Annotated in this window: 18 protein-coding genes; 5 read left to right on the forward strand and 13 right to left on the reverse strand. The window is 45.2% G+C overall.

Annotated elements, in window-relative coordinates; all coding sequences use genetic code 11:
- Positions 1-51 precede the first annotated feature (51 nt).
- From ACFS6H_RS03520 to ACFS6H_RS03540, 5 genes are all read right to left on the reverse strand, one after another.
- Entirely contained in the window at positions 52-2031 is a 1980-nt protein-coding gene (locus ACFS6H_RS03520) for a protein-disulfide reductase DsbD family protein (RefSeq protein ID WP_386095275.1), read from the reverse strand.
- Positions 2032-2179: 148 nt separating this feature from the next.
- Positions 2180-3217, reverse strand: a complete 1038-nt coding sequence (locus ACFS6H_RS03525) for a LacI family DNA-binding transcriptional regulator (protein WP_386095277.1) — start codon at positions 3215-3217, stop codon at positions 2180-2182.
- Positions 3218-3319: 102 nt separating this feature from the next.
- Positions 3320-3904, reverse strand: coding sequence for a hypothetical protein (locus ACFS6H_RS03530; protein ID WP_386095279.1), 585 nt, complete (start codon positions 3902-3904; stop codon positions 3320-3322).
- Positions 3891-4388, reverse strand: a complete 498-nt coding sequence (locus tag ACFS6H_RS03535) for an RNA polymerase sigma factor (protein ID WP_386095281.1) — start codon at positions 4386-4388, stop codon at positions 3891-3893. The genes ACFS6H_RS03530 and ACFS6H_RS03535 overlap by 14 nt, the downstream gene beginning before the upstream one ends.
- Complete coding sequence (locus tag ACFS6H_RS03540; RefSeq protein ID WP_386095283.1) at positions 4389-5225, reverse strand: alpha/beta fold hydrolase; 837 nt, start codon at positions 5223-5225, stop codon at positions 4389-4391.
- Between the two features lie 275 nt (positions 5226-5500).
- Here ACFS6H_RS03540 and ACFS6H_RS03545 point away from each other — a divergent pair, with 275 nt between their 5' ends.
- Positions 5501-7915 (forward strand): glycoside hydrolase family 95 protein, encoded by a 2415-nt coding sequence (locus ACFS6H_RS03545; protein ID WP_386095285.1) that lies wholly within the window; start codon positions 5501-5503, stop codon positions 7913-7915.
- 14 nt (positions 7916-7929) lie between these two features.
- Here ACFS6H_RS03545 and ACFS6H_RS03550 read toward each other — a convergent pair whose 3' ends face one another.
- Positions 7930-8559 carry a hypothetical protein gene (locus ACFS6H_RS03550; RefSeq protein ID WP_386095287.1) on the reverse strand — a complete coding sequence of 210 codons (630 nt, stop codon included), beginning with the start codon at positions 8557-8559 and terminating at the stop codon, positions 7930-7932.
- 328 nt (positions 8560-8887) lie between these two features.
- Here ACFS6H_RS03550 and ACFS6H_RS03555 point away from each other — a divergent pair, with 328 nt between their 5' ends.
- The 3 genes from ACFS6H_RS03555 (at position 8888) to mutL (ending at position 11819) form a co-directional block, all read left to right on the forward strand.
- The gene (locus tag ACFS6H_RS03555) at positions 8888-9664 is read left to right on the forward strand and encodes a glycoside hydrolase family 25 protein (RefSeq protein WP_386095289.1); all 777 of its coding nucleotides are present in this window, start codon (positions 8888-8890) and stop codon (positions 9662-9664) included.
- A gap of 4 nt (positions 9665-9668) precedes the next feature.
- On the forward strand, positions 9669-9905 hold the full coding sequence (locus tag ACFS6H_RS03560) for a hypothetical protein (protein ID WP_386095290.1): 237 nt from the start codon (positions 9669-9671) through the stop codon (positions 9903-9905).
- 90 nt (positions 9906-9995) lie between these two features.
- Complete coding sequence (gene mutL, locus ACFS6H_RS03565; protein ID WP_386095292.1) at positions 9996-11819, forward strand: DNA mismatch repair endonuclease MutL; 1824 nt, start codon at positions 9996-9998, stop codon at positions 11817-11819.
- A gap of 1 nt (position 11820) precedes the next feature.
- Here mutL and ACFS6H_RS03570 read toward each other — a convergent pair whose 3' ends face one another.
- From ACFS6H_RS03570 to ACFS6H_RS03595, 6 genes are all read right to left on the reverse strand, one after another.
- Complete coding sequence (locus ACFS6H_RS03570; RefSeq protein ID WP_386095294.1) at positions 11821-12831, reverse strand: zinc-binding alcohol dehydrogenase family protein; 1011 nt, start codon at positions 12829-12831, stop codon at positions 11821-11823.
- A gap of 18 nt (positions 12832-12849) precedes the next feature.
- A complete protein-coding gene (locus ACFS6H_RS03575) occupies positions 12850-14043 on the reverse strand; it encodes a beta-ketoacyl-[acyl-carrier-protein] synthase family protein (protein WP_386095296.1) in 1194 nt (397 codons plus the stop codon).
- 8 nt (positions 14044-14051) lie between these two features.
- Entirely contained in the window at positions 14052-14315 is a 264-nt protein-coding gene (locus ACFS6H_RS03580; RefSeq protein WP_386095298.1) for a phosphopantetheine-binding protein, read from the reverse strand.
- A gap of 139 nt (positions 14316-14454) precedes the next feature.
- A complete protein-coding gene (locus ACFS6H_RS03585) occupies positions 14455-15744 on the reverse strand; it encodes an ABC transporter permease (RefSeq protein ID WP_386095300.1) in 1290 nt (429 codons plus the stop codon).
- Positions 15745-15847: 103 nt separating this feature from the next.
- On the reverse strand, positions 15848-16585 hold the full coding sequence (locus tag ACFS6H_RS03590; protein ID WP_386095302.1) for an ABC transporter ATP-binding protein: 738 nt from the start codon (positions 16583-16585) through the stop codon (positions 15848-15850).
- A gap of 252 nt (positions 16586-16837) precedes the next feature.
- A complete protein-coding gene (locus tag ACFS6H_RS03595) occupies positions 16838-18772 on the reverse strand; it encodes a sialate O-acetylesterase (protein ID WP_386095303.1) in 1935 nt (644 codons plus the stop codon).
- A 102-nt stretch (positions 18773-18874) separates the two neighbouring features.
- Here ACFS6H_RS03595 and ACFS6H_RS03600 point away from each other — a divergent pair, with 102 nt between their 5' ends.
- Positions 18875-19966 carry an ABC transporter permease gene (locus ACFS6H_RS03600; RefSeq protein WP_386095305.1) on the forward strand — a complete coding sequence of 364 codons (1092 nt, stop codon included), beginning with the start codon at positions 18875-18877 and terminating at the stop codon, positions 19964-19966.
- A gap of 287 nt (positions 19967-20253) precedes the next feature.
- Here ACFS6H_RS03600 and uvrB read toward each other — a convergent pair whose 3' ends face one another.
- On the reverse strand, positions 20254-22305 hold the full coding sequence (gene uvrB, locus ACFS6H_RS03605) for an excinuclease ABC subunit UvrB (protein WP_386095307.1): 2052 nt from the start codon (positions 22303-22305) through the stop codon (positions 20254-20256).
- Positions 22306-22411: the final 106 nt, after the last annotated feature.

Raw genomic sequence — 22411 nt, forward strand, 5'->3', positions numbered from 1 at the left:
AAGACCTCTTTGTAACAAAGAGGTCTTTTTTTTATAAAATTGTTCAGGCTGTTATTTAGCGGCTGTTTCGCTTTTTGTTTTATTATAAGCTTTTATACCCGCTTCCAGCCATTCTTTATATTCATTAATATCCGGTGTATAACCAACCGGGTAGGTAAGTAATTTACCTTCACCATCCAGTGCCACATATAAAGGCTGGGTTACCTGGTTAAAGTTTTCGGCCTGGAAGGTGGACCATTTATCACCTACGGTATTAATTTCCTTTTCACGGCCATCCGCATATTTATAAATAAACCGCTGGTCTTCCGGTAGCTTTTTCCTGTCGTCCACATACAGAGATACAAGAATATACTTGTCGTTAATGATCTCGGAAACAGCCGGGTCAGGCCATACCTGTTCTTCCATTTTACGGCAGTTAACACAGGCCCAGCCGGTAAAGTCAATGAGGATGGGTTTGTTCTGTTCTTTTGATAACTGCAGTGCTTTATGATAACTGTTTAATATTTTAGGCTCAATACCCTTACCATGCACATTGTTTTTGCCATACACACTATAACTTAATGGTGGCGGAAAGCCACTCAGTAATTTTAAGTTGGCATATTTACTTTGTGTAACACCGGGCACCAGGTAAATGGCAAAGGCAAAGGCCAGTACACCCAATACCTTACGTACCGGCGATATTTTAGCACCGGAATGATCGTGCGGCAGTTTTAACCAGCCAAATAAATAAGCGCCCAGGCCTAATGCCGTCAGTATCCATATACCGATAAACACTTCACGTTTTAAAATACCCCAGTGCTCTACCAGGTCGGCATTGGATAAAAATTTAAAGGCCAGCGCTACCTCCACAAAAGCCAGTACTTTTTTAACCGTATCCAGCCAGCCACCGCTTTTGGGTAATGATTTTAACCAGTTGGGGAACATGGCAAACAGGGCAAAAGGCAGGCCCAGCGCCACACCAAAGCCGCTCATACCTGCGGTAAGTGCCCAGGGGCCGGCTGAAGCTTTACCTGCTAATAATGAACCTAAAATCACCCCGGTACAGGAGAAGGAAACAATTACCAGGGTTAATGCCATAAAGAAGATACCACTGATACTGCCGGTACTGCTTTTTGAGTCGGCCTTACCGGCAATACTGGCCGGCAGGGTAAGCTCAAAGTACCCAAAGAAAGAAATAGCGAAGATGATGAACACCACAAAGAAGAAGATATTCATCCAGGCATTGGTCGCAATATTGTTGAATATTTCGGGTTGCACATTATCCAGCAAATGGAAGGGCCCGCTGGCCAGTGCATAAATTAATAAGATGAACAGGCCGTATAAAACCCCATTGCGGATAGCCTGGCCCCTGGTTTTGGAGCGGTTGGTAAAGAAGGAAACGGTTACCGGTATCATGGGGAATACGCAGGGTGTTAACAAAGCAATTAACCCACCAACAAAACCTAATAAAAAGATGGTGAACAGACTTTCATGGTCAAAAGACTCATCACCCTCCTTCAATACCGGGTTTTTCAGGTCAATAGTCTCAAGTTTGATGATGTTTTCAGGATTTTTGGAAACATCCACTCCACCCTCCAGTGCTACCGTTTTGGTTTCTTCAATGGGTAAGAACTGGTCAGGCGCACTGGCGGCAAAACCGGTTAAAGTAACTTTTATTTCAGCAGGAATTTTATTAGCGATATTGATGGTTTGTGTTACCTGTACCGTACCGGTATAAGCATTTACCTGTTTGTTAAAAATAGGATCCTGCAGGTTTTTACCGGCCTGCGCACCTTTTGTTTCGCCTTCTTTGGTAATATTTTCGTTATCCCATTTCAGGGCAATGGCCGCTACACCGTCCTCCACCAGCTCAGTCGCATATACATGCCAGCCATCTTTAATGGTGAGGTCAACCACCAGGTCGTAGCTTTTATCCGTTTTTTTAACTGATTTAATGTTCCACTGTACCGGGCTTTGTGCGGGTGCATCCTGCGCCTGTACATTAATAAACGGGAGCAATGCAATGAATAATAACGAGAATAGTTTTTTCATGATAACTGTAAACGTGGTTGTTCAGATAATCTATAACCTTTTTCCGCCCCCTTTTGTTGTAACCAACCAGCAGGCGGATGGCAAAGTTATTGTTCTAAGCAGTACAAGGCTTTCAAAATAAGGATAAACTGTTATACAATTTGTAGCATTAAATATGCTTTTTGGCGCTGGATTGGCGAATAACGAGCTGTGGTTCAAGCACCGTGGTCTCAAATTCAGTAACGGGCCTTTTGCTTTCAATCAGCTGTAATAACTGGTTGGTAGCAATTTCCCCCATTTCCAGGGCCGGTTGTTTAATAATGGATAAGGGCGGTTCTATGAGTTCGGTTAAATCGGAGTTGGAAAAGCCGATCAGTCCCATCTGGCCGGGTACACTGATCTGCTGCGATTTTAAAATACGTAAACAGCCCGTGGTCAGTTTGTCCGACAAGGAAAGTATCGCATCGGGTTTTGTGGGTAAGGCCAGCAATTCGGTTACTGCCTGCCCTACTTCTTCCAGCACACGGCCGCCGTTGGGACAGAATTTGATCATATCATCATTTACGGCCAGGCCATTTTCCTGTAACGCGGCTTTATAACCCTCCAGCCGGTCTTTGCTGATGGAGAGTAGCTCACTGCCGCTTACGGCGGCAATACTGGTATACCCATTACCGATAAGGTGGGTTACCGCATCATAAGCGCCTTTATAATTATCTACAATTACTTTATGAGTATCAATATCATTCACAATACGATCAAAAAAAACGATGGGCATGCCCCGGTCAAATAATTCTTTAAAACTGCTGAAGTCCTTTGTTTCGGCCGATACCGATACAATCAGCCCGTCGATGGAGCGGGACGTAAGGTAGTTGAGGTTTACCAATTCCTTATCGTTGGATTCGCGGCTTTGTGATATGATAACATTATAACCGTTGCTGTTGGCCACCGATTCAATACCGTCGATGGTCTGCGAAAAAAAACTGTTCGCAATTTCGGCCACAATTACCCCAATAGAGCGGCTGCGGCGTTCTTTTAAGCTTAAAGCAATGGGGTTGGGATGATAGTTAATGCTTTCGGCATATTGCAGTACTAGTTTTTTTGTTTCGGGGCTAATTTCATAACTATCACGTAAGGCCCTGGAGACCGTAGAGGTAGAAAGACCCAGGGCTTTGGCAATATCTTTTATGGTAACTGCTTCAAAACGCATAATGCAAACAACAACTTGCTTTATAAAGGCTATAAAAATAGCGCATTTGCTGCGTATTATGCTTAATAAAAACTTATAATTGTTATTGTGCCTGTACCCTGACTACTGCGGAACCGTTTGCGCAAAGTTTTTATTCAATACCGCCAGTATGGTCAGCTCCCTTTTTATTTGCCGCGCCATAAAAACCCCGAACACAATAAAAAACGCTATACCACTGATGATGATATACCAGAAGAAGCCTGCAGAAAAAGCCGTTTTAAAAGCGGGTAATAACAAAATAAAACCAACCATATATAACCCATACACAACAGGGGTAAGTACCAGGTGTATTCTTTTTCGCCATTGATAAAAACGCTTCAACCTGCCGGCATATTCTGTTAAACTGATTTCAGCCGATAAGGTATTAAGTTTCCTGATACTCCTGTATTCCGCTAAAATACGCAGCAGTAACATGACTATCATAATGCCGAGCCCGGTGAACAACATGCGGTGATCATAAGCCGTTATCCATATAAAATAAGCAATCAATACCATGGCTGTAATGCTGATAATAACAATGGTCCACTGATGTTTTGCCTTAATGGCCTTAGCCTGTGCACGGGCTTTTAATTCAATGTCTGCCGCCGATAAACGGGGTAAGGCCGGTTGGTTGTTCCAGATATTTTCCAGGGTTTCAAATGTTTCCATATAACACACATTGGGTTAAGTTTTTTTTAATGCGGTGAATTTTTACCCGCAGGTTCTCTTCTGATATACCAACAATTTGCGCAATATCAGGATAGGCAACGGCTTCCAGCACCAGTAGTATGATCAGCTTGCCGGTTTCATCCAGTTGTTGTATGCAGGTATATAATTTTCGTAATTTTTCTTCCTGTTCATGGTTATCATCTTCCAGGTGTATATCCGGCATGGTATCTACCGGTACCATTTTTTTAATACCGGTTTTACGCAGCTGCATTAAGCAGGTATTTACAGCGATCCTGTATATCCACGTACCGATACCGGCTTCATGGCGAAAGCCCGGCAGTTTTTCCCATACTTTAATAAATACTTCCTGTGTAGCATCCACTGCCATTGCCTGGTTACCATTGAAATAACCTTTACAAATACGCAGCACTTTTGGATAGTGATGATTGAACAGTTCTGTAAAGCTTTCTTTTGTATCCACCATTTATTGTATGGCTTTTATCAGGTTGTTAATAAACCATTCCGGCTGATCATACATTACAAAATGGGCTGCATTATCGGCATATAATACCTGTATACCCGGCAGGTTTTTGTATTGTGTGGTATAGGTGTTTTCGGCCATTTGTTTATTGGGAAAAGTGGCAGCCAGTATGGTGACCGGTATAGTAATAGCACTTATTTTTTCGCGCAGGTCAAGGTTCAGCATATCTACATAGCCATATACATAGGTTTTACGGTCGCAACTATTCATCCAGTTGACAATGGTTTGTTGTTTATCCTTATTTAAACACATGTAGGCTACCGATTGTGCGTTCATCGCTTTAAATGCACTATCGCTCATTTGCAATATGGTTTTGCTTTGTGGGTTATTGTAATCCAGCTTTTGGCCGTTATAACCGGGTATCATGAGGGCAGCACTGGCGGGTAAAGCGTCTACCGCAATTACTTTTTTAAACATAGCGGTTTCCAGCGATGCCAGCCAGAGACTTAAAGTGCCACCCAGGCTATGACCCAATAAAACCGGTTTGCTGAGTTTTTTTGTTTTTACGTATTTAATTATATCATCTTTAATGGTACTGAGCCAGGGCGTATCAATAGCCGGTACATGGTTAAAGCCTGCGAAAGTAAATGTATGACATTCGTTGGTGGCGGATAAACGTTTTACTGTTTCGGTCCAAACCTCGCCGCTGCAGCCAAAGCCGGGGAACAACAGAACGGGATCGCCCTTACCCGATACTTCCACCTTAAAGGACGACTGTGCCTGTAACTGTATGCATGTAAATATGCTGACAATCCATAAAATTAATATTCTTATTTGCATAAACTCTGTTTTAAAATTTAGCTTTTGATGCAGCTCCTTTGAAATTGTTACAACATTTAAAAAAAATATTATATGGCTGAAGGGCTGCCGGATACGGAGGGCGGCGACCAGCGGAAGCCGGTGCGCAGCAAAGCGAAGCACGGTACCCCGCAGCAGCCGGAACGGAAGCTGATAAGCGATATACTGTTGACAGCCCCTGCTTAACAATAGTTTTATTTTGTATTTTCAGCGGGCTTTTGTCACTCGTTATTTTGCATTTTATTTAAAGATTAATTATGTTATTACGCGTTGCTACCCTATTATTATTACAAATATTGTTTGCTACTCTTGCTTTTACCCAACAGGGAAATTTATACCTGTGGTATGATAAGCCTGCCAATGCAATGGTGAAAGACCTGGAGAACGGCTGGCAGAATGATGCCGAGTGGTTAAAAGCCTTACCCATAGGGAATGGCTTTATGGGCGCCATGGTGTTTGGCGATGTAAATAAAGAAAGACTGCAAATAAATGAAAAGAGTTTATGGAGCGGCAGTATGGCAGATAATGATAACCCTGATGCTTACCAGTCTTTACAGGAAATACGCAACCTGCTTTTTGCCGGTAAGTATAAAGAGGCTACGGAGCTGACCAATAAAACCCAGATAGCAAAGGGCAAGGGCACCGGCTTTGGTAATGGCAGTACGGTGCCTTATGGTTGTTACCAGACCCTGGGCGATGTATGGCTGGATTTTAATACTACGGCCGCTTTTACCGGTTACCGCCGCCAACTGGATATTATAAACGGGATTGCGCAGGTACAATACCAGCAAAACGGTGTACAGTTTAAGCGGGAGGTTTTTGTAAGTAACCCCGACCGGGTAATGGTAGTAAGACTGACTGCCTCCAAAGCCGGTAGTATTTCTTTTACCCTGTCTGTTAACCGCCCGGAACGTTACACAACCACCGCCGAACAAAATAAGCTGACCATGCAGGGCCGTTTGAATAATGGCCAGGGTGTTGATGGGCTGGCATACGAAGTGGATATTGTGCCGGTGTTGGAAGGTGGCAAAATAAGAACAGAAAATAACAGCCTGGTAATAGAGAAAGCCAATAGCGTAACCCTGGTTATTGGCGCGGCTACCAGCTACCGTTTACATTACCCCGATTATACCAACCCGCATTTTAAACAGGAGTTGTCACAATATGTAAACAAAGCCGTAAAAACAAAGTATAATACCCTGTTACAAAAACATGTGGCCGATTTCAGCGGGCATATGAATAAAGTAGTGTTGCAGCTGGGTAATAAAGCTGATGCCAAACAACCTACTGATGTTTTGCTGGCCAGGAATAAGGAAGACCGCAACGGGCAATACCTGTATGCTTTGTATTTCCAGTATGGCCGGTACCTGTTGTTATCCTCGTCGCGCAAAGGTAGTTTACCGGCTAACCTGCAGGGTATATGGGCCAATAAAATTCAAACACCCTGGAACAGCGATTACCATACAAATGTAAATGTGCAGATGAATTACTGGCCGGCAGAGACGGCTAATTTACCGGAAACCCATTTACAGTTAGTGGATTTGATTGAATCGCTGGTAGCACCCGGCAGCAAGACCGCCGCTATTCATTATAAAGCCCGTGGCTGGGTAATGCACCCTATTACCAATATCTGGGGTTATACCTCGCCGGGTGAGCACCCCAGCTGGGGATTACATGTAGCTGCCGGCGCCTGGATGAGCCAGCACCTGTGGGACCACTATGATTTTACCCGTGATAAAAATTATTTACGCCGCGTTTTCCCGGTATTACAGCAGGCGGCTGTTTTTTATGTGGACTGGCTGGTAAAAGATCCTGAAAGCGGTAAGCTCGTTTCTGGTCCGGCATCATCACCTGAAAACAGTTTTGCCGCACCGGACGGAAGTGTGGGCACCATTAGCATGGGGCCCGCACATGATAACCAGTTATTGTATAATTTATTCAGCAATACCCTGAAAGCCGCTGCCGACCTGGGTATACAGAACGATACCATTAAAGCAATACAGCAAGCCCTGCCTCAGTTACCAACACCGGCCATTGGATCGGACGGGCGCATTATGGAGTGGGCCAAGGAGTTTGCCGAACGCGAGCCGGAACACCGCCATATATCTCATTTATTTGCTTTGTACCCCGGCAGCCAGATATCTTATTTCAATACCCCGGAACTGGCGGCAGCCGCCCGTAAAACCCTGGAAAAAAGAGGTGATGGCAGTACCGGCTGGTCACTGGCCATGAAGATAAGTTTCTGGGCACGCCTGCATGATGGTGACAGGGCTTTAAAACTTTTAAATAACCTGTTGAACCCGGTATTTGCCAACAGTGCAGGCACTATGGCAGGAGGTGGTACTTATACCAATTTATTTTGTGCTCACCCCCCCTTCCAGATTGACGGTAATTTTGGCGCCACAGCGGGCATAGCGGAAATTCTGGTGCAAAGCCATGAAAATTTTATTGAATTATTACCGGCCTTACCCAACAGCTGGCAGGAAGGTAAAGTAAAAGGGTTGTGCGCCCGGGGCGGGTATGAACTCAGCATGCAATGGAAGAACGGTAAACTACAGAGCGCTGCCCTACTGGCTAATAAAGGAGGTACTGTGAAAGTGAAATACCAAAACAGGGAATTTGACCTGCAGACAGTTGCCGGAAAAACATATACTTTAACACCTCTGTTGTAAGTGTAAAGGGGTTATTACCCCTTTACATATTTTACGGCATAGTGGCCGTTCATATTTTCCAGCATGGCCACCTGCTGCACAATCAATGGTTTTTTATATATTTCCACCAGGCCCTGGTGTCCCATATAGTCTGTGGCGGAACTGTATACATAATCCGATGCAATATTCACCACGCGGTCACGCACCGCTGTTTGGTGAATGGAGTGCAGGCACTCGGCAATTTCAGAAATATTGCTGCCGTCCACGGTAATTGCAGTAACATCTTCCTGCCATAACAGTATTTTTTTCTCGGAAGAGAACAGGCCTTTTGATTTTTCAATTTTATCGGTCATCCAGCTTTTACGCAATACCGGCTCGGTATCCATCGCTTCCATGATTTTATCGGTGGTAAAGCTGCGGTATTGCTGTATTACCTCGTTCAGGTTATACCCCTCGCGGCCTTTCACCAGCAGGTGAAGCGCATTGGTGGAGAGGTACCAGCCAAAAACTATTAATCCTTTATGGTGAATAAAGTAGTTTAAAGAGTGCACGATTATTTGTTTGTAAACAGGGCGGATAAAAATATCAATACAATCCACTGTACATAAACTGATCAGGACGAGCTCCTCCTCCTCGTAGTGCGTAGTATAATAATCATTGTTCATAGCTTGTTTTTCTAAAAGGTTAAACCATACCTGCAGGTACCGTTTACTTTCTCCCGTAAACAAAAGAAGGCACAGGTATATCTGCGGGTAAATATTGCTTTGATGATGAGGGTGAGCAGGTGTGTGAGCGGGGACCGGCAGTCCCAACATAAAAAAACTATACTTACAGCCAGGAAAATACAAATCCTGTTCCAAATGCATTTTTTGTGGGTAAAAAACCGTGTTTCAGTCTATTATAACAATTGTATAAACGAATAATTACCAGCCGATACTGCAATGCTTAATATATTTGTGCATAAACAGCACGCCTGTTCAAGTAAAGTAATTCATGGCATCCAAACGCACCAAGAAAAAGATTCGCTGGCTTTTATATTTTGTTTTTTTGTTACTGGCCATTTTTGGTGCCACTATGGTGTACAAATGGATCGAGTACCGGAAAGCGAAGTTTACCCGTTATGAAGCTTTCGGCATCAGTATACCGGATGGTTATGACATACATGGCATTGATGTATCGAGGTACCAGCACCTGATTGCCTGGGAAGAGGTAAAAAAAATGCAGGTATGGAATATAGAGATGAGTTTTGCCTTTATTAAAGCCACCGAGGGAGTAGGCAATGTAGACCCGCAGTTTAAACGTAACTGGAAAAAAACCCGGGATAACGATATTGCAAGAGGCGCTTATCATTTTTTTATTGCTTCCAAAGACGGGAAATTACAGGCCGAGAACTTTATTAAACAGGTATCCTTACAGCCGGGCGACCTGCCACCGGTACTGGACGTGGAGCAACGCAATGGTGTTAGCAAGGCCGTATTACAAAAAGAAGTAAAAAAATGGCTGGCCACGGTGGAGAATTATTATGGGGTAAAACCCATTATTTACACCAATGCCGATTTTTACCGGCAAAACCTGGGCAGTGAATTTGACAGCTACCCTTTATGGGTGGCCCATTATTACGAGAAGCAACAGCCACGCATAGGCCGGCGCTGGCAGTTCTGGCAGCATAATGACAGCGGTAATGTAAACGGTATTACGGCCAAAGTGGATTTTAACGTGTTTAACGGCGACTCCACCGAGTTTCGCTCACTTTTAATACAGGAACCATAATTATATGAACGAAGACAGCGATATAGCCGTATTAGGTTTTTTTGTAAAAATTTTAAAATGTGTATCAGCCGCTTTGTTGTGGATGATGGGGATGATATTGCTGGGCCTGCGTTTTCAACTGGCCTATCCCAGTGCCTTTGGGCTTTGGGCAACCATTCTTTTTTACGTGGTGGCCCTGGTATCGCTTTTTTTTACCGCCCGGTATATTACCCGGACCATCAGGGGCGGAAAGATTGCTTAAAATGTACCTGTAAAAGTATTTCTCTTTAGCAGACAGGCCCTATCTCTCGCCGGTTTGCCGTAACTTTACCCGCTTAAATTGTTTGTTCCGGTGCCAGATAAAATTCAGCTTTTACCCGATAATATTGCTAACCAGATTGCTGCCGGTGAGGTGATACAACGCCCTGCCAGTGCAGTAAAGGAGCTATTGGAGAATGCGGTGGATGCCGGGGCCAGCGAAATAAGATTGATTGTGCAGGACGCCGGCAAGGCCCTGATACAGGTGGTGGATAACGGCAGCGGCATGAGCGAAACCGATGCCCGCATGTGTTTTGAACGGCATGCCACTTCCAAAATAAAAAGCATTGACGACCTGTTCCATATACGCACCATGGGCTTTCGCGGTGAGGCCCTGGCCTCTATTGCAGCCGTAGCCCAGGTGGAGTTAAAGAGCAAAAGGGCCGAAGATGAAGCCGGAACCTATATTGAAGTTGAGAACAGCAGGGTACAGAAGCAGGAGCCGGTGGCCGTGGCAAACGGCACCAGCATTGCCATGAAGAATCTTTTCTTTAATGTACCTGCCCGACGTAATTTTTTAAAAAGTAATGCGGCGGAAATGCGGCATATCGTGGATGAGTTTATCCGCGTGGCCATGGCCTTCCCGGATATCCTCTTTACCCTTACCCATAACGAACAACAGGTGTTTTACCTGGAGGCGGGCAGCCTGAAACAAAGGATATTACAGATATTGGGCAACCCTTATAATGCCAAAATGGTATCGGTAAAAGACAATACCGCTTATTTAAACATACATGGCTTTATTGGTAAGCCGGAAACCGCTAAAAAAACCAGGGGCGACCAGTATTTTTTTGTGAACAACCGTTTCATTAAAAGCGCCTACCTGAACCATGCGGTAATGAATGCTTACCAGGAAATGATACCTGCCGACAGCTTTCCCATGTATGTGTTGTTTATTGAGCTGGACCCCACCCAGGTAGATGTGAACGTACACCCTACCAAACAGGAAATAAAATTCGAGGATGAGAAGATCATTTATGCTTTTGTACAGGCAGCCATTAAACATTCGCTGGCCCAGTTCAGTGTAACGCCTACCCTGGATTTTGACCTGGACCCGACCATTCAGCAATTATCATCGGTACAGCAGCCTTTTACCGAAGCAAGGCAGCAATCCGCGTCGGCTACTTCCCTTTACAAAGGTTTTACACAGGGAAACCAGGCCCATTTTATTGAGAAAGACGATAAACAGGCTTTAAAACACTGGCGTGATTTTTATGAAGCCCCGGTAACACCGGCAGGCGAAACACCGGCCACACAACCGGAGAGCCTGTTAGGTCAACAGGGTAAATTTGACAACGATGATATTTTCCAGTTATTAAATACTTACCTGGTAGTGCCGCAACAAGACGGTTTTTTACTGGTACACCAGCAACTGGCACATGAACGTATTTTATACGATCAACTGGCGGCTGCCGCCAAAGGCATACCGGTAGCCACACAAAAAAGTTTATTCCCTGCTACCATGGAGTTTACCCCGGGTGATACCATGTTGTTACAGGAGTTATTACCCGACTTAAACGAACTGGGTTATCATATAGAGCCTTTTGGTAAAAACAGTTTTGTATTGCAGGGCACCCCTGCCGACCTGTTGCCCACCGATCATACACACGCTATTGACCTGTTACTGGAGCAGTACAAATTTTTCAACAGCGAACTGAAATTATCGCAAAGGGAAAGACTGATCCGTTCGGTGGCCAAACAAAGGGCCATTAAAGCCGGCACCCGGCTTACCGGCCGCGAGGTAAAACAATTATTACAGGACCTGTTTGCCAGCAGCCAGCCCAATGCCGCACCGGACGGCGCTCCTACCTATTTCCATTTTTCGCAGGACCAGCTGGATAAGATGTTCGGCCGTTAGATCAGATCGTGATCATGGCCTTAATAACGCCCATGGCCGGGTCAAGCAGGGCCTTAAAACTATCTTTCACCTGGTCAAAATCTAAACGGTGAGTGATATAGGTTGCGGGGTTAACCCACCCGTTTTTCATCGATGATACTACATGGTCAAAATCTTCGCGGGTGGCATTACGGCTGCTCATTAAGGTAGATTCTCTTTTATGGAATTCCGGGTGATTGAAAGCAAAAGCTTCTTTTTGCAGCCCCACCAGTACCGCCCGGCCGCCATGCGCCAGGTAGCCGATCATACCATTGATGGCCCTTAAATTGCCGGTGCAGTCTATTACTACATCGGCCATATCGCCGCCTGTCAGGGTTTTTATTTGTTCAGCCGCATCGGCATCTGCCGCATTTACGACATGCGTTACGTTTAATTTTTCCTTACAAAACGCCAGGCGCTGCGGGTTAATATCCATGGCAATTACTTTGGCACCGGCTATGCGGGCAAACTCCATCGTACCCAGTCCTATTGGCCCGGCGCCAATGACCAATACCACATCATCTTTTTCTACTGCTGCGCGACGCACCGCATGGGCACCGATGGCCAGGGGTTCAACCAGGGCCAGCTCGTCCCAGCTAAGGCCTTCACTTTTCACCAGGCTGTAATCGGGCACTACCAGGTATTCACGCATGCCGCCATCCACATGCACACCACAAACCTGGATTGCTGCGCAACAGTTTGGTTTGCCTTTGCGGCAGGCCACACAGGCGCCACAGTTAAAATAAGGAATAATGGTTACGGCCTCGCCTGCAGCAAAACCTTCCGCGGAAGTGGTTACTATTTCGGCTGCCAGCTCGTGGCCCAGTATACGGGGATATTGAAAGTAAGGTTGTGTGCCCTCATAAGCATGCAGATCGGTACCGCAAATACCTATACGTTGAATACGCAATAACGTTTCGCCACCCCCCGCAACAGGCGTTTCATCATTACGATAAGCAAACGCTCCCGGGGTAACACATACTAATGATTTCACTATTATTTATTTTAAATTTTATCCGATTTTTGAAAATACCAGCGAACTGCAGTTACCGCCAAAGCCGAAGGAGTTGGACATGATATGTTGTATATCCATATTAGTATACTGTAATTGCGGTACCAGGCCGGTAGCAGCTATAGGCTGGTTAAAATGCAGGGAACCATATATTTCGCCGTGGTATAGTTTTAATAAACTATAAATAGCTTCTATTGCCCCGGCAGCCCCAAGGGTATGCCCGGTATAGGATTTGGTGGACATAAATACGGGCACTTTGCCAAAGAGCCGCTGCATGGCTACACTTTCCGTTTCATCATTATTTTCAGTAGCTGTTCCATGCGCATTAATTACATCAATAGAGGAAGGTGTTAAGCCCGCTTTATCCATGGCCCTTTGCATACTTAAAAAAGGGCCTTCCCCTTCTGCGGAAATGGAAGAAGGATGAAAAGAGTCATTACTGTTACCATAACCACTAACTACGCCATAGGCTTTTCTGCCGGCCAGGTACTCTTCTTTTTCCAGTATCAAAAAAGCCCCGGCTTCGCCCAGGTTCAGGCCGCTGCGGTCCGCATCAAAAGGAGCACAGGGTTCGGCCGAAAGAATATGCAGGGCCTTAAAACCATTAATGGTAAACTTGGCCAGGCTATCGGCCCCGCCTACAATGGCCCTTTTGGCCAGCCCGCTGTTGATTAGTCTTGCACCAAAAGCTATGGCATTGGCCGATGAGGAACAGGCAGTATTGATGGTGTTAACAATTCCGCCGATATGAAAATATTGCTGCAGGAATAAAGTAACCGAAGCATTATCGTAACTGGATACATAGGGTGAGCCTTCACCGGTTTTACTGTTGGCATCATTATATAACTCGTCCGTAAGACACATGCCGCCCACGGTACTGGCGCCGATCAGCGCTGTATCACCGGACATTAAGAGTTCCTGTGACAAACCCGCATCAGCAATGGCTTCCTGTAAGGCGTGTAAGGCCAGCAGCGAAGTGCGGGTTACACCGGCTGCCGTAATATTCAATTGTTCCTGTAAACCTGCCGTGCTGGTTTTAACTTCTCCGAAAGGCAGGGTTCCGGCATAACGTGAGGCGAACTGTGATTCCCGCTGAATACCGGTTATTCCCTGCTGTAAAGCGGCCCTGTTGTCAGCCACACTGTTACCAATAGCGCTGATAGCGCCCATGCCTGTAATGCATATGCGACTCAATACCTGGCTTATTTTGTACGGTTTTTTTCAATATAGTCAACCATTGTATTAATATCCACTAAAATTTTGCGGCCCTCTTTCGGATCCTGGATATTAATGCCATACTCACGGCTCAGTAATACGATCAACTCGATAGAGTCGATAGAATCCAAACCAAGTCCTTCCCCAAACAGCGGTTCATCGTCTTTAATATCTTCCGGTTTAACGGTGGTAAGGTTTAAAAACTTAATGATCTGTTCTTTTAACTGCTGTTTTAATTGTGCTGTTTCCATGTTATATATATTAGCCTCACCGGTTTTTTTAAAAAACAATGAAGGCTTTTGTTAACTTTTTATTTTTTTACTTCTGCAATTGGCAACAACCCTGCGGCTACTACTAACATTTAACTTATTAACGAGTTTTCTCCGGCAACTACTGTACCAATCCCTTGCGTTTCAATGCCCACCAGGCCAGTGCCTGGAATAGTATGGTAATTACCAGCAAAGGTATAATATTCATGATTATATCGCCCAGGGTGCCGCCTTCTAAAAACAGGCCATAATACGCTTCCAGGCACCAGTGCAGCGGCGATAGTTTCATAATAAACACAAAGGAGGATGGCATGGCAAAAGCCGGTACCAGTACCCCGCCGATGGCCGCCAGCAGTACAATGGAAACAGCACCGATACCGTTGGCCTGCTCCTGTGTACCTGCCCAGGCGCCAATACATAAAGCAAAACTGGTGGCACACCAGCCGCTGATAAAGGTTACCAGTAAAAGCCCCGCAATATCATGCGGCAGGTTTAACTGTGGCAAACCTATTAAAGGGAATAATAAAACGCCCAGTGTAAAAATGACCACCGCCTGTAAAAAAGTGATACACACATAGGTAATTTGTTTACTCAGCATGGCTACACCAAAATGGGTAGGCAATGTACGCAAGCGGATAAAACTGCCGCTGCGTTTTTCACGTACAATACTGCTGCCTAAAGAAATTACGATAAAGAACATGGCAAATACGGTCCATGCGGGAATATTATGCTGCGTGGCATTGGGCACATTGCGGTTACCGTCGCGTGAAACGGGTATCTGTGTAATGGCAGTCTGCTGACCTACGATCTGGCTTTCCACCGAATCGGGAATAGCTTCGTTATTGATATTAAAATACAGCTCCTGTACAATGTATTTGCTTTGTACCACCTGTAATACACTGCTCATGGCGCCATCCACACTTTTACGGAAGGATTGCTGCAATACAGGATGATAATACAGGGTTAAAGGGGTTAAACTATCGGCGGCGGGTGTGGGAGTGCCGGTACTGTCAGCTTCCACTACATTCTTCAAGGCTTTTTCTGAAACGCTTTTTGCTCTTGCTATTACATCGGCCGAATAACGGGCAGGGATCACAATGGCCAGCATGGCATCCTGATCGTGCATGATCTTTTTTATGGCGGCTTCATCGGCTGCAGGCTCTCCTTTTGTAATAGCAAACATACCGGTCTTTTCCATGGACTGTACCAGTTCCTGCGCTGCCGGGCCGTTATCCTTGTTAAAAAGAACAATGGCCACTTTATTATCGTTCACCATCTCAAACGTACCATTCTGCACCGAGGTGATCACAATGGCCAGCACCACGGGCATTAAGAACATGAGTGCTAGGCCCACTTTATCGCGGGTAAGTATGCGCACATCTTTTTGTATGGTACTCCAGAGACGAAACATTTATTTGGTATGCAGATTTTAGTATATAGTGATTAAGTATACAGATAGTTTACCACCGTTTACTCTTGTTTACTGTTACTTCTGTTTTTTAATTTTTACATTTTTAATGCCTGTAAGCCCTGCCGGTCAGCTGTAAAAACAAACCTTCCAGTCCCTGCTGGTGGTGTTGCTGCAGCAGGTTATCCAGGCTGTCGTTCACCAGTATCCGGCCCTCATCCATTAGTGCAAAACGGTTACAGAGGTCTTCGGCCTCATGTAGTTGATGCGAGGTGTACAATAAAGTCGTTCCCCGTTTGTTCAACTGTTTTAAATAATCAATAATAGCATGACGGGTCTGTACATCCACCCCAACGGTCGGTTCGTCCAGTATAACGATTGCCGGGTTGGCCAATACGGCAATGGCCAGGTTTACCCGGCGCTTCATACCACCCGAAAAATGTTGTACCGGTTTGTTTTTTACATGGTCCAAAGCCATTACCTGCAATAATTCGCTGGTCTTGCTTTTGATCTGCCGGGCATTTAAGCCCGCCCAGGCACCAAAAAAAGCCAGGTTTTCAGCCGGGCTCAGTTCCTGGTAAAACGAAAAATCCTGCGGTACAAAGCCCAGTATTTTTTTAACAGCGGTACTGTTGTCTTTTACTTCCAGGTCCTGTATGCGCACACTGCCGGTATGGTATTTAATCAAACCGGTTATAATGCTCATGAGGGTGGTTTTACCGGCGCCATTAGGACCAAAAATACCAAACCGTTCACCGGCCTGCACTTCCAGGTTAAGCTGGTTAAGCACGGTTTGTTCACCGTAACTGAACGATAAGTTTTGTATGCTGATAGCCGTTGCCATTGGGGCTGCAAGATACTGATAGTTAGGGAACAAACAGGCTGATTCAGGGATGAACGGGGACGGGTTGTTTTTTATTTTTCCCGCAGATGAGTTTCAGCAGATCTTCGCAGCAATTGTGTTAAGATGTTGATAAGGGATATACAGCACAAGTGTGCGACGCAACAAATGATGATCCGTGTTACCGCTGCCGGTAACAATAAAATAAAAAAGGCCACCGATATTGTTGGCCTTGTAAAATAATCTGAATGATCGTTAGTATATACTTTTCCCCTCGGTGATCATAATCCAGTTATCGGTGCGGAAGGGCGAAGCCGGTAAGCCGTCGGCATTGTATAAATTGGCATCATCAGGGTTATTGGCCCAGGCATACCTTACCGCTACCGGTTTTTTCACAAATGCATTATGTACCACAATGGTATTACCTACTATCTGCGCCTGCGCCCATACAAATTTTTTATCCTCCCCGGCAATGGTAAAGCCGCGCAGGTAAGCATATTTATCCTTTGCTACCAGGCCATTACCTATATGGTCAAATGTAAGGATGATCTTATCGCCCTGCACCTGCATGGATCTGTATACGGGGCCACTATGCACCAGGTCTTTGTTGTAGGCTACTTTTTCTGCAGCCAGTGCCAGACGGTAACCCACATCTTTTTTATTACGGGGATGAATATCTTTTGCTTCACCGATATCTATAATCACGGCCTCCCCGGTTTGCGGTAAACTTAAGGCACTATGCTGCGCATCCCTTAACTCAGCCCAGGCACTTTCGACAGGTTCAGGTACAGCCGCCATAAAATTGGCCAGTTGTACCCAGATAAAAGGAAAGTCATAGCCCCATTTACTGCGCCAGTTCCTGATCATGGCAGGGAACAGGGTTTTGTATTTTGCCGCTTCATCCGCATTCGATTCACCCTGGTACCAGATAGCGCCTTTAATAGCGAACTGTATCAGCGGAGCTATCATGGCATTATATAACTGTGAAGGAAAAGCATTGGGGCCAAGTTCTTTTAGTCCAAACTCAGTTGACAGTACCGATGGCTTATACTGCCACTGGCCGGCCAAAGGTATTTTTGCTCCTTCTACTTCTATATAAAGCTGGTCGGCATTACCGGTTAAACCGCCACCGCCGCCGCCGTCTACCACTTTAATGACCAGTGTATTTTTTCCCTTTTTTAAATTCCCTGTAGGAATAGTGTATACCCGGTCCTGGTTCCATACACGCCCGGTACCAACTAACTGTCCGTTGAGGTAAGTGGAATCAATATCATCAACAGGCCCCAAACTCAATACTATATGGGCATTGGCGGGCAGGTCATTTACATCAAATTCTTTTTTAAACCACACAATACCATCCGCATTTCCGATCTCGGAGCTTTCATAACTCGCCGGCTGCATAATCGGCTTCCAGCCGATCACATTGTTGTTATACCATTTTTCCGCACTGCCTTTATCGTTTTGTAATGCCGTATTGAATTGTGCTTTTCTTTCATCAATACCATTCATGGAAGCAGCATAGGCGTTCACATCTGCATTTTTATATTCGGGACGCTCCTTGATCAGGTCCCAGCTTGTCCAGGTTTGTATATTGGTACCACCCCAGGAAGTATTGATCAGGCCGATAGGTATGTTCAGGTCTTTATGCAGTTGTTTACCAAAAAAATAACCTACAGCCGAAAAGTAACGTGATGACTCCGGCCCGCATACCTGCCAGGCCGCTTGTTTCACATTGGTTTTTGGCGCCATGGCCATATCTTTTTCCACGGTGAACAAGCGGATATTGGGAAAGCTGCTGGCCGGCACTTCGGTAGCCGTATTGCTCACATCGCCCAGCGGCCATTCCATATTGGACTGTCCGCTACATATCCATACATCACCAATTAAAACATTGGTAAAGGTTTTTGTTTCTTTTTTACCGGTAATGGTCATTTCAAACGGACCGCCCCAGGCCATGGGTTGCAATGTAACCAACCACTCACCTTTGGCGTTGGCTTTTACTTTTGCATGTTGCTGGTTAAAACTAACCGTAATGCTTTCATTTTTTGCAGCAGTGCCCCATATTTTTACCGGTTTATCTCTTTGAACCACCATATTGCTGGAAAAGAAATACGGCAATGTAATAGCGGCGTACCCGCTGAACCCAATACTGATGAATACGATGCACAACAATAGTTTTAACTTACTCATATAGCCTGTTTAAGCTTCTAAATTAACCCCTAAAATTTAAACGGCGAAAATCAAGCTGGTAATACTATCATTCGTTTGCCAATTTCTTTCTAACTTCCCCCGGTGAGTTCTACCACTACCACATCATCACAAGCTGCCTGGCGCAGGCTGCGTAAAAACAAAGGCGCTATTGCCGGGCTTATTGTTATTAGCCTGGCTGTACTGGTAGCCGTATTTGCTTATTTTATAGCACCGGATAATTCGCCTTATGCCAACAGGATGATACTCGAAATAGGCGGTGAAAAACCGGGCACTACCCGGCAGTTTTTACAGGTAAAAAAAGAAACCGGTTTTGCGGCCGAAGGTTTTTTTACACAGTTACTCAATGGCAAACAGGATAAATATTATTATGTACCCATCACCAGCCATACCCTTAATGGTGATAATGTTATTGTACAAAAGTATATTGATGAAGGTTTAACGGAAAGACAGGCTTACCACCAAACACAAGTTGCTGCCACACCTGTTACCAGTATCACCTTCTGGCTGGGCACCGATAAATATGGCCGTGATATTTTAAGCCGTTTAATTATCGGTACCCGTATCAGTTTGAGTGTGGGGTTGATCGCCGTGGTCATTTCCATCAGTATCGGCCTGGTATTAGGCTCTTTAGCCGGTTATATACGCGGCCGTACCGACAGCGCCATTATGTGGTTCATTAATGTGATCTGGAGCATCCCTACATTATTACTGGTATTTGCCATTACATTGGCATTAGGCAAAGGTTTCTGGCAGGTATTCATTGCCGTAGGCCTGACCATGTGGGTAAATGTGGCACGCCTTGTTCGCGGACAGGTACTGGCGGTAAGAGAGATGGAATATATTGAAGCTACAAGAGCATTAGGCTTCTCCGGTGCCCGCACTATTGTCAGGCATATATGGCCCAATATCATCGGGCCTGTGGTGGTGATCGCCGCCTCTAATTTCGCGTCGGCCATTGTAATAGAAGCCGGCCTTAGTTTTTTGGGTGTAGGGGTGCAACCTCCTCAACCCAGCTGGGGTTTAATGATAAAAGAGAATTACAATTTTATCATCACCAATAATCCCATGCTGGCCCTGGCGCCCGGCTTTGCCATTATGATACTGGTACTGGCTTTTAACTTACTGGGCAACGGGCTGAGGGATGCGATGAATGTAAGAGGGAAAACGGGTTAAAATGATGAGTGATGAATGTATGAATGTGAATATAAAAAGCCCAAACGCATCTATTCTTTTTAAAGCCTGCACCACCTACGCTGTAATAATATGCGACCCCTCCGGGGTCGGAAATTTCTTTATTTAATATAGCTAAAAACATATGATGCCTCGGGCATCAAAATGTATTTTAATGAATGAATCAGTACATTACCTGTTTTACCACCATAATGTATTGTCCAAAAGTTAAAACATGTGCGCCTTTACAAACCTGCATTTCCAAATCACCAAATTATCTCATTTCCAAATTACTTCATTGTTTCCAGTTTCTTCTGCAAAGCAAACATCTCGTCACGCAAACGGGCGGCTTCAATAAAGTCAAGGTCTTTGGCCGCTTTGTTCATCTGTTTTTTAACATGGGCAATTTCTTTCTCCATCTGCGGTATGGTCACTTTGGCACTGTTAATATAACTGGTCTCGCTTTCAGCCGCTACCTGTACAATATCCTGCCCGTCAGCAATGGCATAGGGGTTAGCCGGGTCAAAGCCTTTAATATCCAGCACTGATGTTTGGGCAAATACCTGTTGCTTGCTCTTCTTAACCGTAGTGGGTGTTATATTATGTTCTATATTATACGCTATCTGTTTCTCCCGGCGGCGCTGGGTTTCGTCCATGGTGCGTTGCATACTGGCCGTTATTTTGTCCGCATAAAAAATAACCCTGCCGTCCACATTACGGGCGGCGCGGCCCGCTGTCTGCGTTAAAGATTTTTCATTTCTTAAAAAGCCTTCTTTGTCCGCATCTAAAATAGCTACCAGCGATACTTCCGGCAGGTCCAGGCCCTCCCTTAACAGGTTCACCCCCACCAATACATCTATTTCACCCAGGCGTAACTGGCGTAATATCTCCACACGGTCAAGTGTGTCCACTTCACTGTGTATGTACTTAGATTTTATATTGATCCTTTGCAGGTACTTGTCCATTTCCTCTGCCATTCTTTTGGTCAGGGTAGTCACCAGTACACGATCACCCTTCTTTACAGTCCGGTCAATCTCATCCAGCAGGTCATCTATCTGGTTCACCGATGGACGGATCTCTATCGGCGGATCTAACAAACCGGTAGGACGTACCACCTGTTCCACCACCAATCCATCCGTTTTCTGTAATTCAAAATCATCCGGCGTAGCCGATACAAAAATGGTCTGGTTCAACAAGGTTTCAAACTCATGAAAATTCAAAGGCCGGTTATCCAGGGCCGATGGTAAACGGAAACCATAGTCCACCAGTACCATCTTACGGCTGCGGTCACCACCGTACATACCACTGATCTGCGGAATGGTCTGGTGACTCTCATCTATCACCATTAAATAATCTTTGGGGAAATAATCCAGCAAACAGAAGGGGCGGGTACCCGGTAAACGGCGGTCAAAAAAACGGGAATAGTTCTCAATACCATTACAGTAACCCAGTTCGCGGATCATCTCCAGGTCATACTCCACCCTTTCCTTCAATCGCTGCGCTTCCAGCAGTTTGCCGTTCTCACTGTAATAATTTACCTGGGCTGTCATCTCATCCTGTATCTCATGTATCACCTGCTGCAGCATATCTTTAGGCGCTACATACAGGTTGGCCGGGAAAATGGCGGCATTATCAATACTGCCGATCCGTTTATTTGTTACAACATCAATGGTCTCTATCTCCTCTATCTCATCATCAAAAAAAGTTACCCGGTAACCAAAATCCACATAAGGCAGGTTAATATCCACCGTATCCCCTTTCACCCGGAAAGTACCACGGTTAAACTCAATGGTGGTGCGACTGTACAGGGAGTTCACCAGTGAATGTAAAAAACCCTGGCGGGAGATGGTCTCCCCCTTGCTGATACGGATAATACCGTTCTCATAATCCGTCGGGTTACCCATACCATAAATACAACTTACCGATGCTACCACGATAATATCCCTGCGGCCGCTTAACAAACTGGTAGTGGCTCTCAAACGCAACTTATCCAGCTCTTCATTAATGCTCAGGTCTTTTTCAATATATACATCACGTACCGGCACATAGGCTTCGGGTTGGTAATAATCGTAGTAGGATACAAAATACTCCACCGCGTTATCAGGGAAAAACTGTTTAAACTCGCCATACAGCTGGGCCACCAGTGTTTTATTATGGGTCAGTACCAGCGTCGGTTTCTGCACATTCTGTATCACATTGGCAATGGTAAATGTTTTACCCGATCCGGTAACCCCAAGTAAGGTCTGGAAAGCATCCCCGTCCTGCACACCTTTGGTTAACTGTCTGATCGCTTCCGGCTGATCGCCTGCTGGTTTATACGCGGATTGTAATTTAAATGCCATACTACAAATTTACCAAACGGGATTGAATAAACCTTTCCTGTCTCAATCCCTGTCTCCACATTCTGCATACTAAATACTGTATACTTTACTGATCAGGGGCTCTCAG

The sequence above is a fragment of the Terrimonas rubra genome (genome assembly GCF_042686025.1).
GTDB lineage: Bacteria > Bacteroidota > Bacteroidia > Chitinophagales > Chitinophagaceae > Terrimonas > Terrimonas rubra.

Excerpts from the sequence above, each read along its gene's own strand:
- ACFS6H_RS03580 (WP_386095298.1), bottom strand. The coding sequence starts at position 14,315 with ATGGAAACAGCACAATTAAAACAGCAGTTAAAAGAACAGATCATTAAG.
- ACFS6H_RS03560 (WP_386095290.1), top strand. The coding sequence starts at position 9,669 with ATGAACGAAGACAGCGATATAGCCGTATTAGGTTTTTTTGTAAAAATT.
- ACFS6H_RS03520 (WP_386095275.1), bottom strand. The coding sequence starts at position 2,031 with ATGAAAAAACTATTCTCGTTATTATTCATTGCATTGCTCCCGTTTATT.
- ACFS6H_RS03535 (WP_386095281.1), bottom strand. The coding sequence starts at position 4,388 with ATGGTGGATACAAAAGAAAGCTTTACAGAACTGTTCAATCATCACTAT.
- ACFS6H_RS03595 (WP_386095303.1), bottom strand. The coding sequence starts at position 18,772 with ATGAGTAAGTTAAAACTATTGTTGTGCATCGTATTCATCAGTATTGGG.
- ACFS6H_RS03530 (WP_386095279.1), bottom strand. The coding sequence starts at position 3,904 with ATGGAAACATTTGAAACCCTGGAAAATATCTGGAACAACCAACCGGCC.
- ACFS6H_RS03525 (WP_386095277.1), bottom strand. The coding sequence starts at position 3,217 with ATGCGTTTTGAAGCAGTTACCATAAAAGATATTGCCAAAGCCCTGGGT.
- uvrB (WP_386095307.1), bottom strand. The coding sequence starts at position 22,305 with ATGGCATTTAAATTACAATCCGCGTATAAACCAGCAGGCGATCAGCCG.
- ACFS6H_RS03585 (WP_386095300.1), bottom strand. The coding sequence starts at position 15,744 with ATGTTTCGTCTCTGGAGTACCATACAAAAAGATGTGCGCATACTTACC.
- ACFS6H_RS03555 (WP_386095289.1), top strand. The coding sequence starts at position 8,888 with ATGGCATCCAAACGCACCAAGAAAAAGATTCGCTGGCTTTTATATTTT.
- ACFS6H_RS03550 (WP_386095287.1), bottom strand. The coding sequence starts at position 8,559 with ATGAACAATGATTATTATACTACGCACTACGAGGAGGAGGAGCTCGTC.
- ACFS6H_RS03540 (WP_386095283.1), bottom strand. The coding sequence starts at position 5,225 with ATGCAAATAAGAATATTAATTTTATGGATTGTCAGCATATTTACATGC.
- ACFS6H_RS03590 (WP_386095302.1), bottom strand. The coding sequence starts at position 16,585 with ATGGCAACGGCTATCAGCATACAAAACTTATCGTTCAGTTACGGTGAA.
- ACFS6H_RS03545 (WP_386095285.1), top strand. The coding sequence starts at position 5,501 with ATGTTATTACGCGTTGCTACCCTATTATTATTACAAATATTGTTTGCT.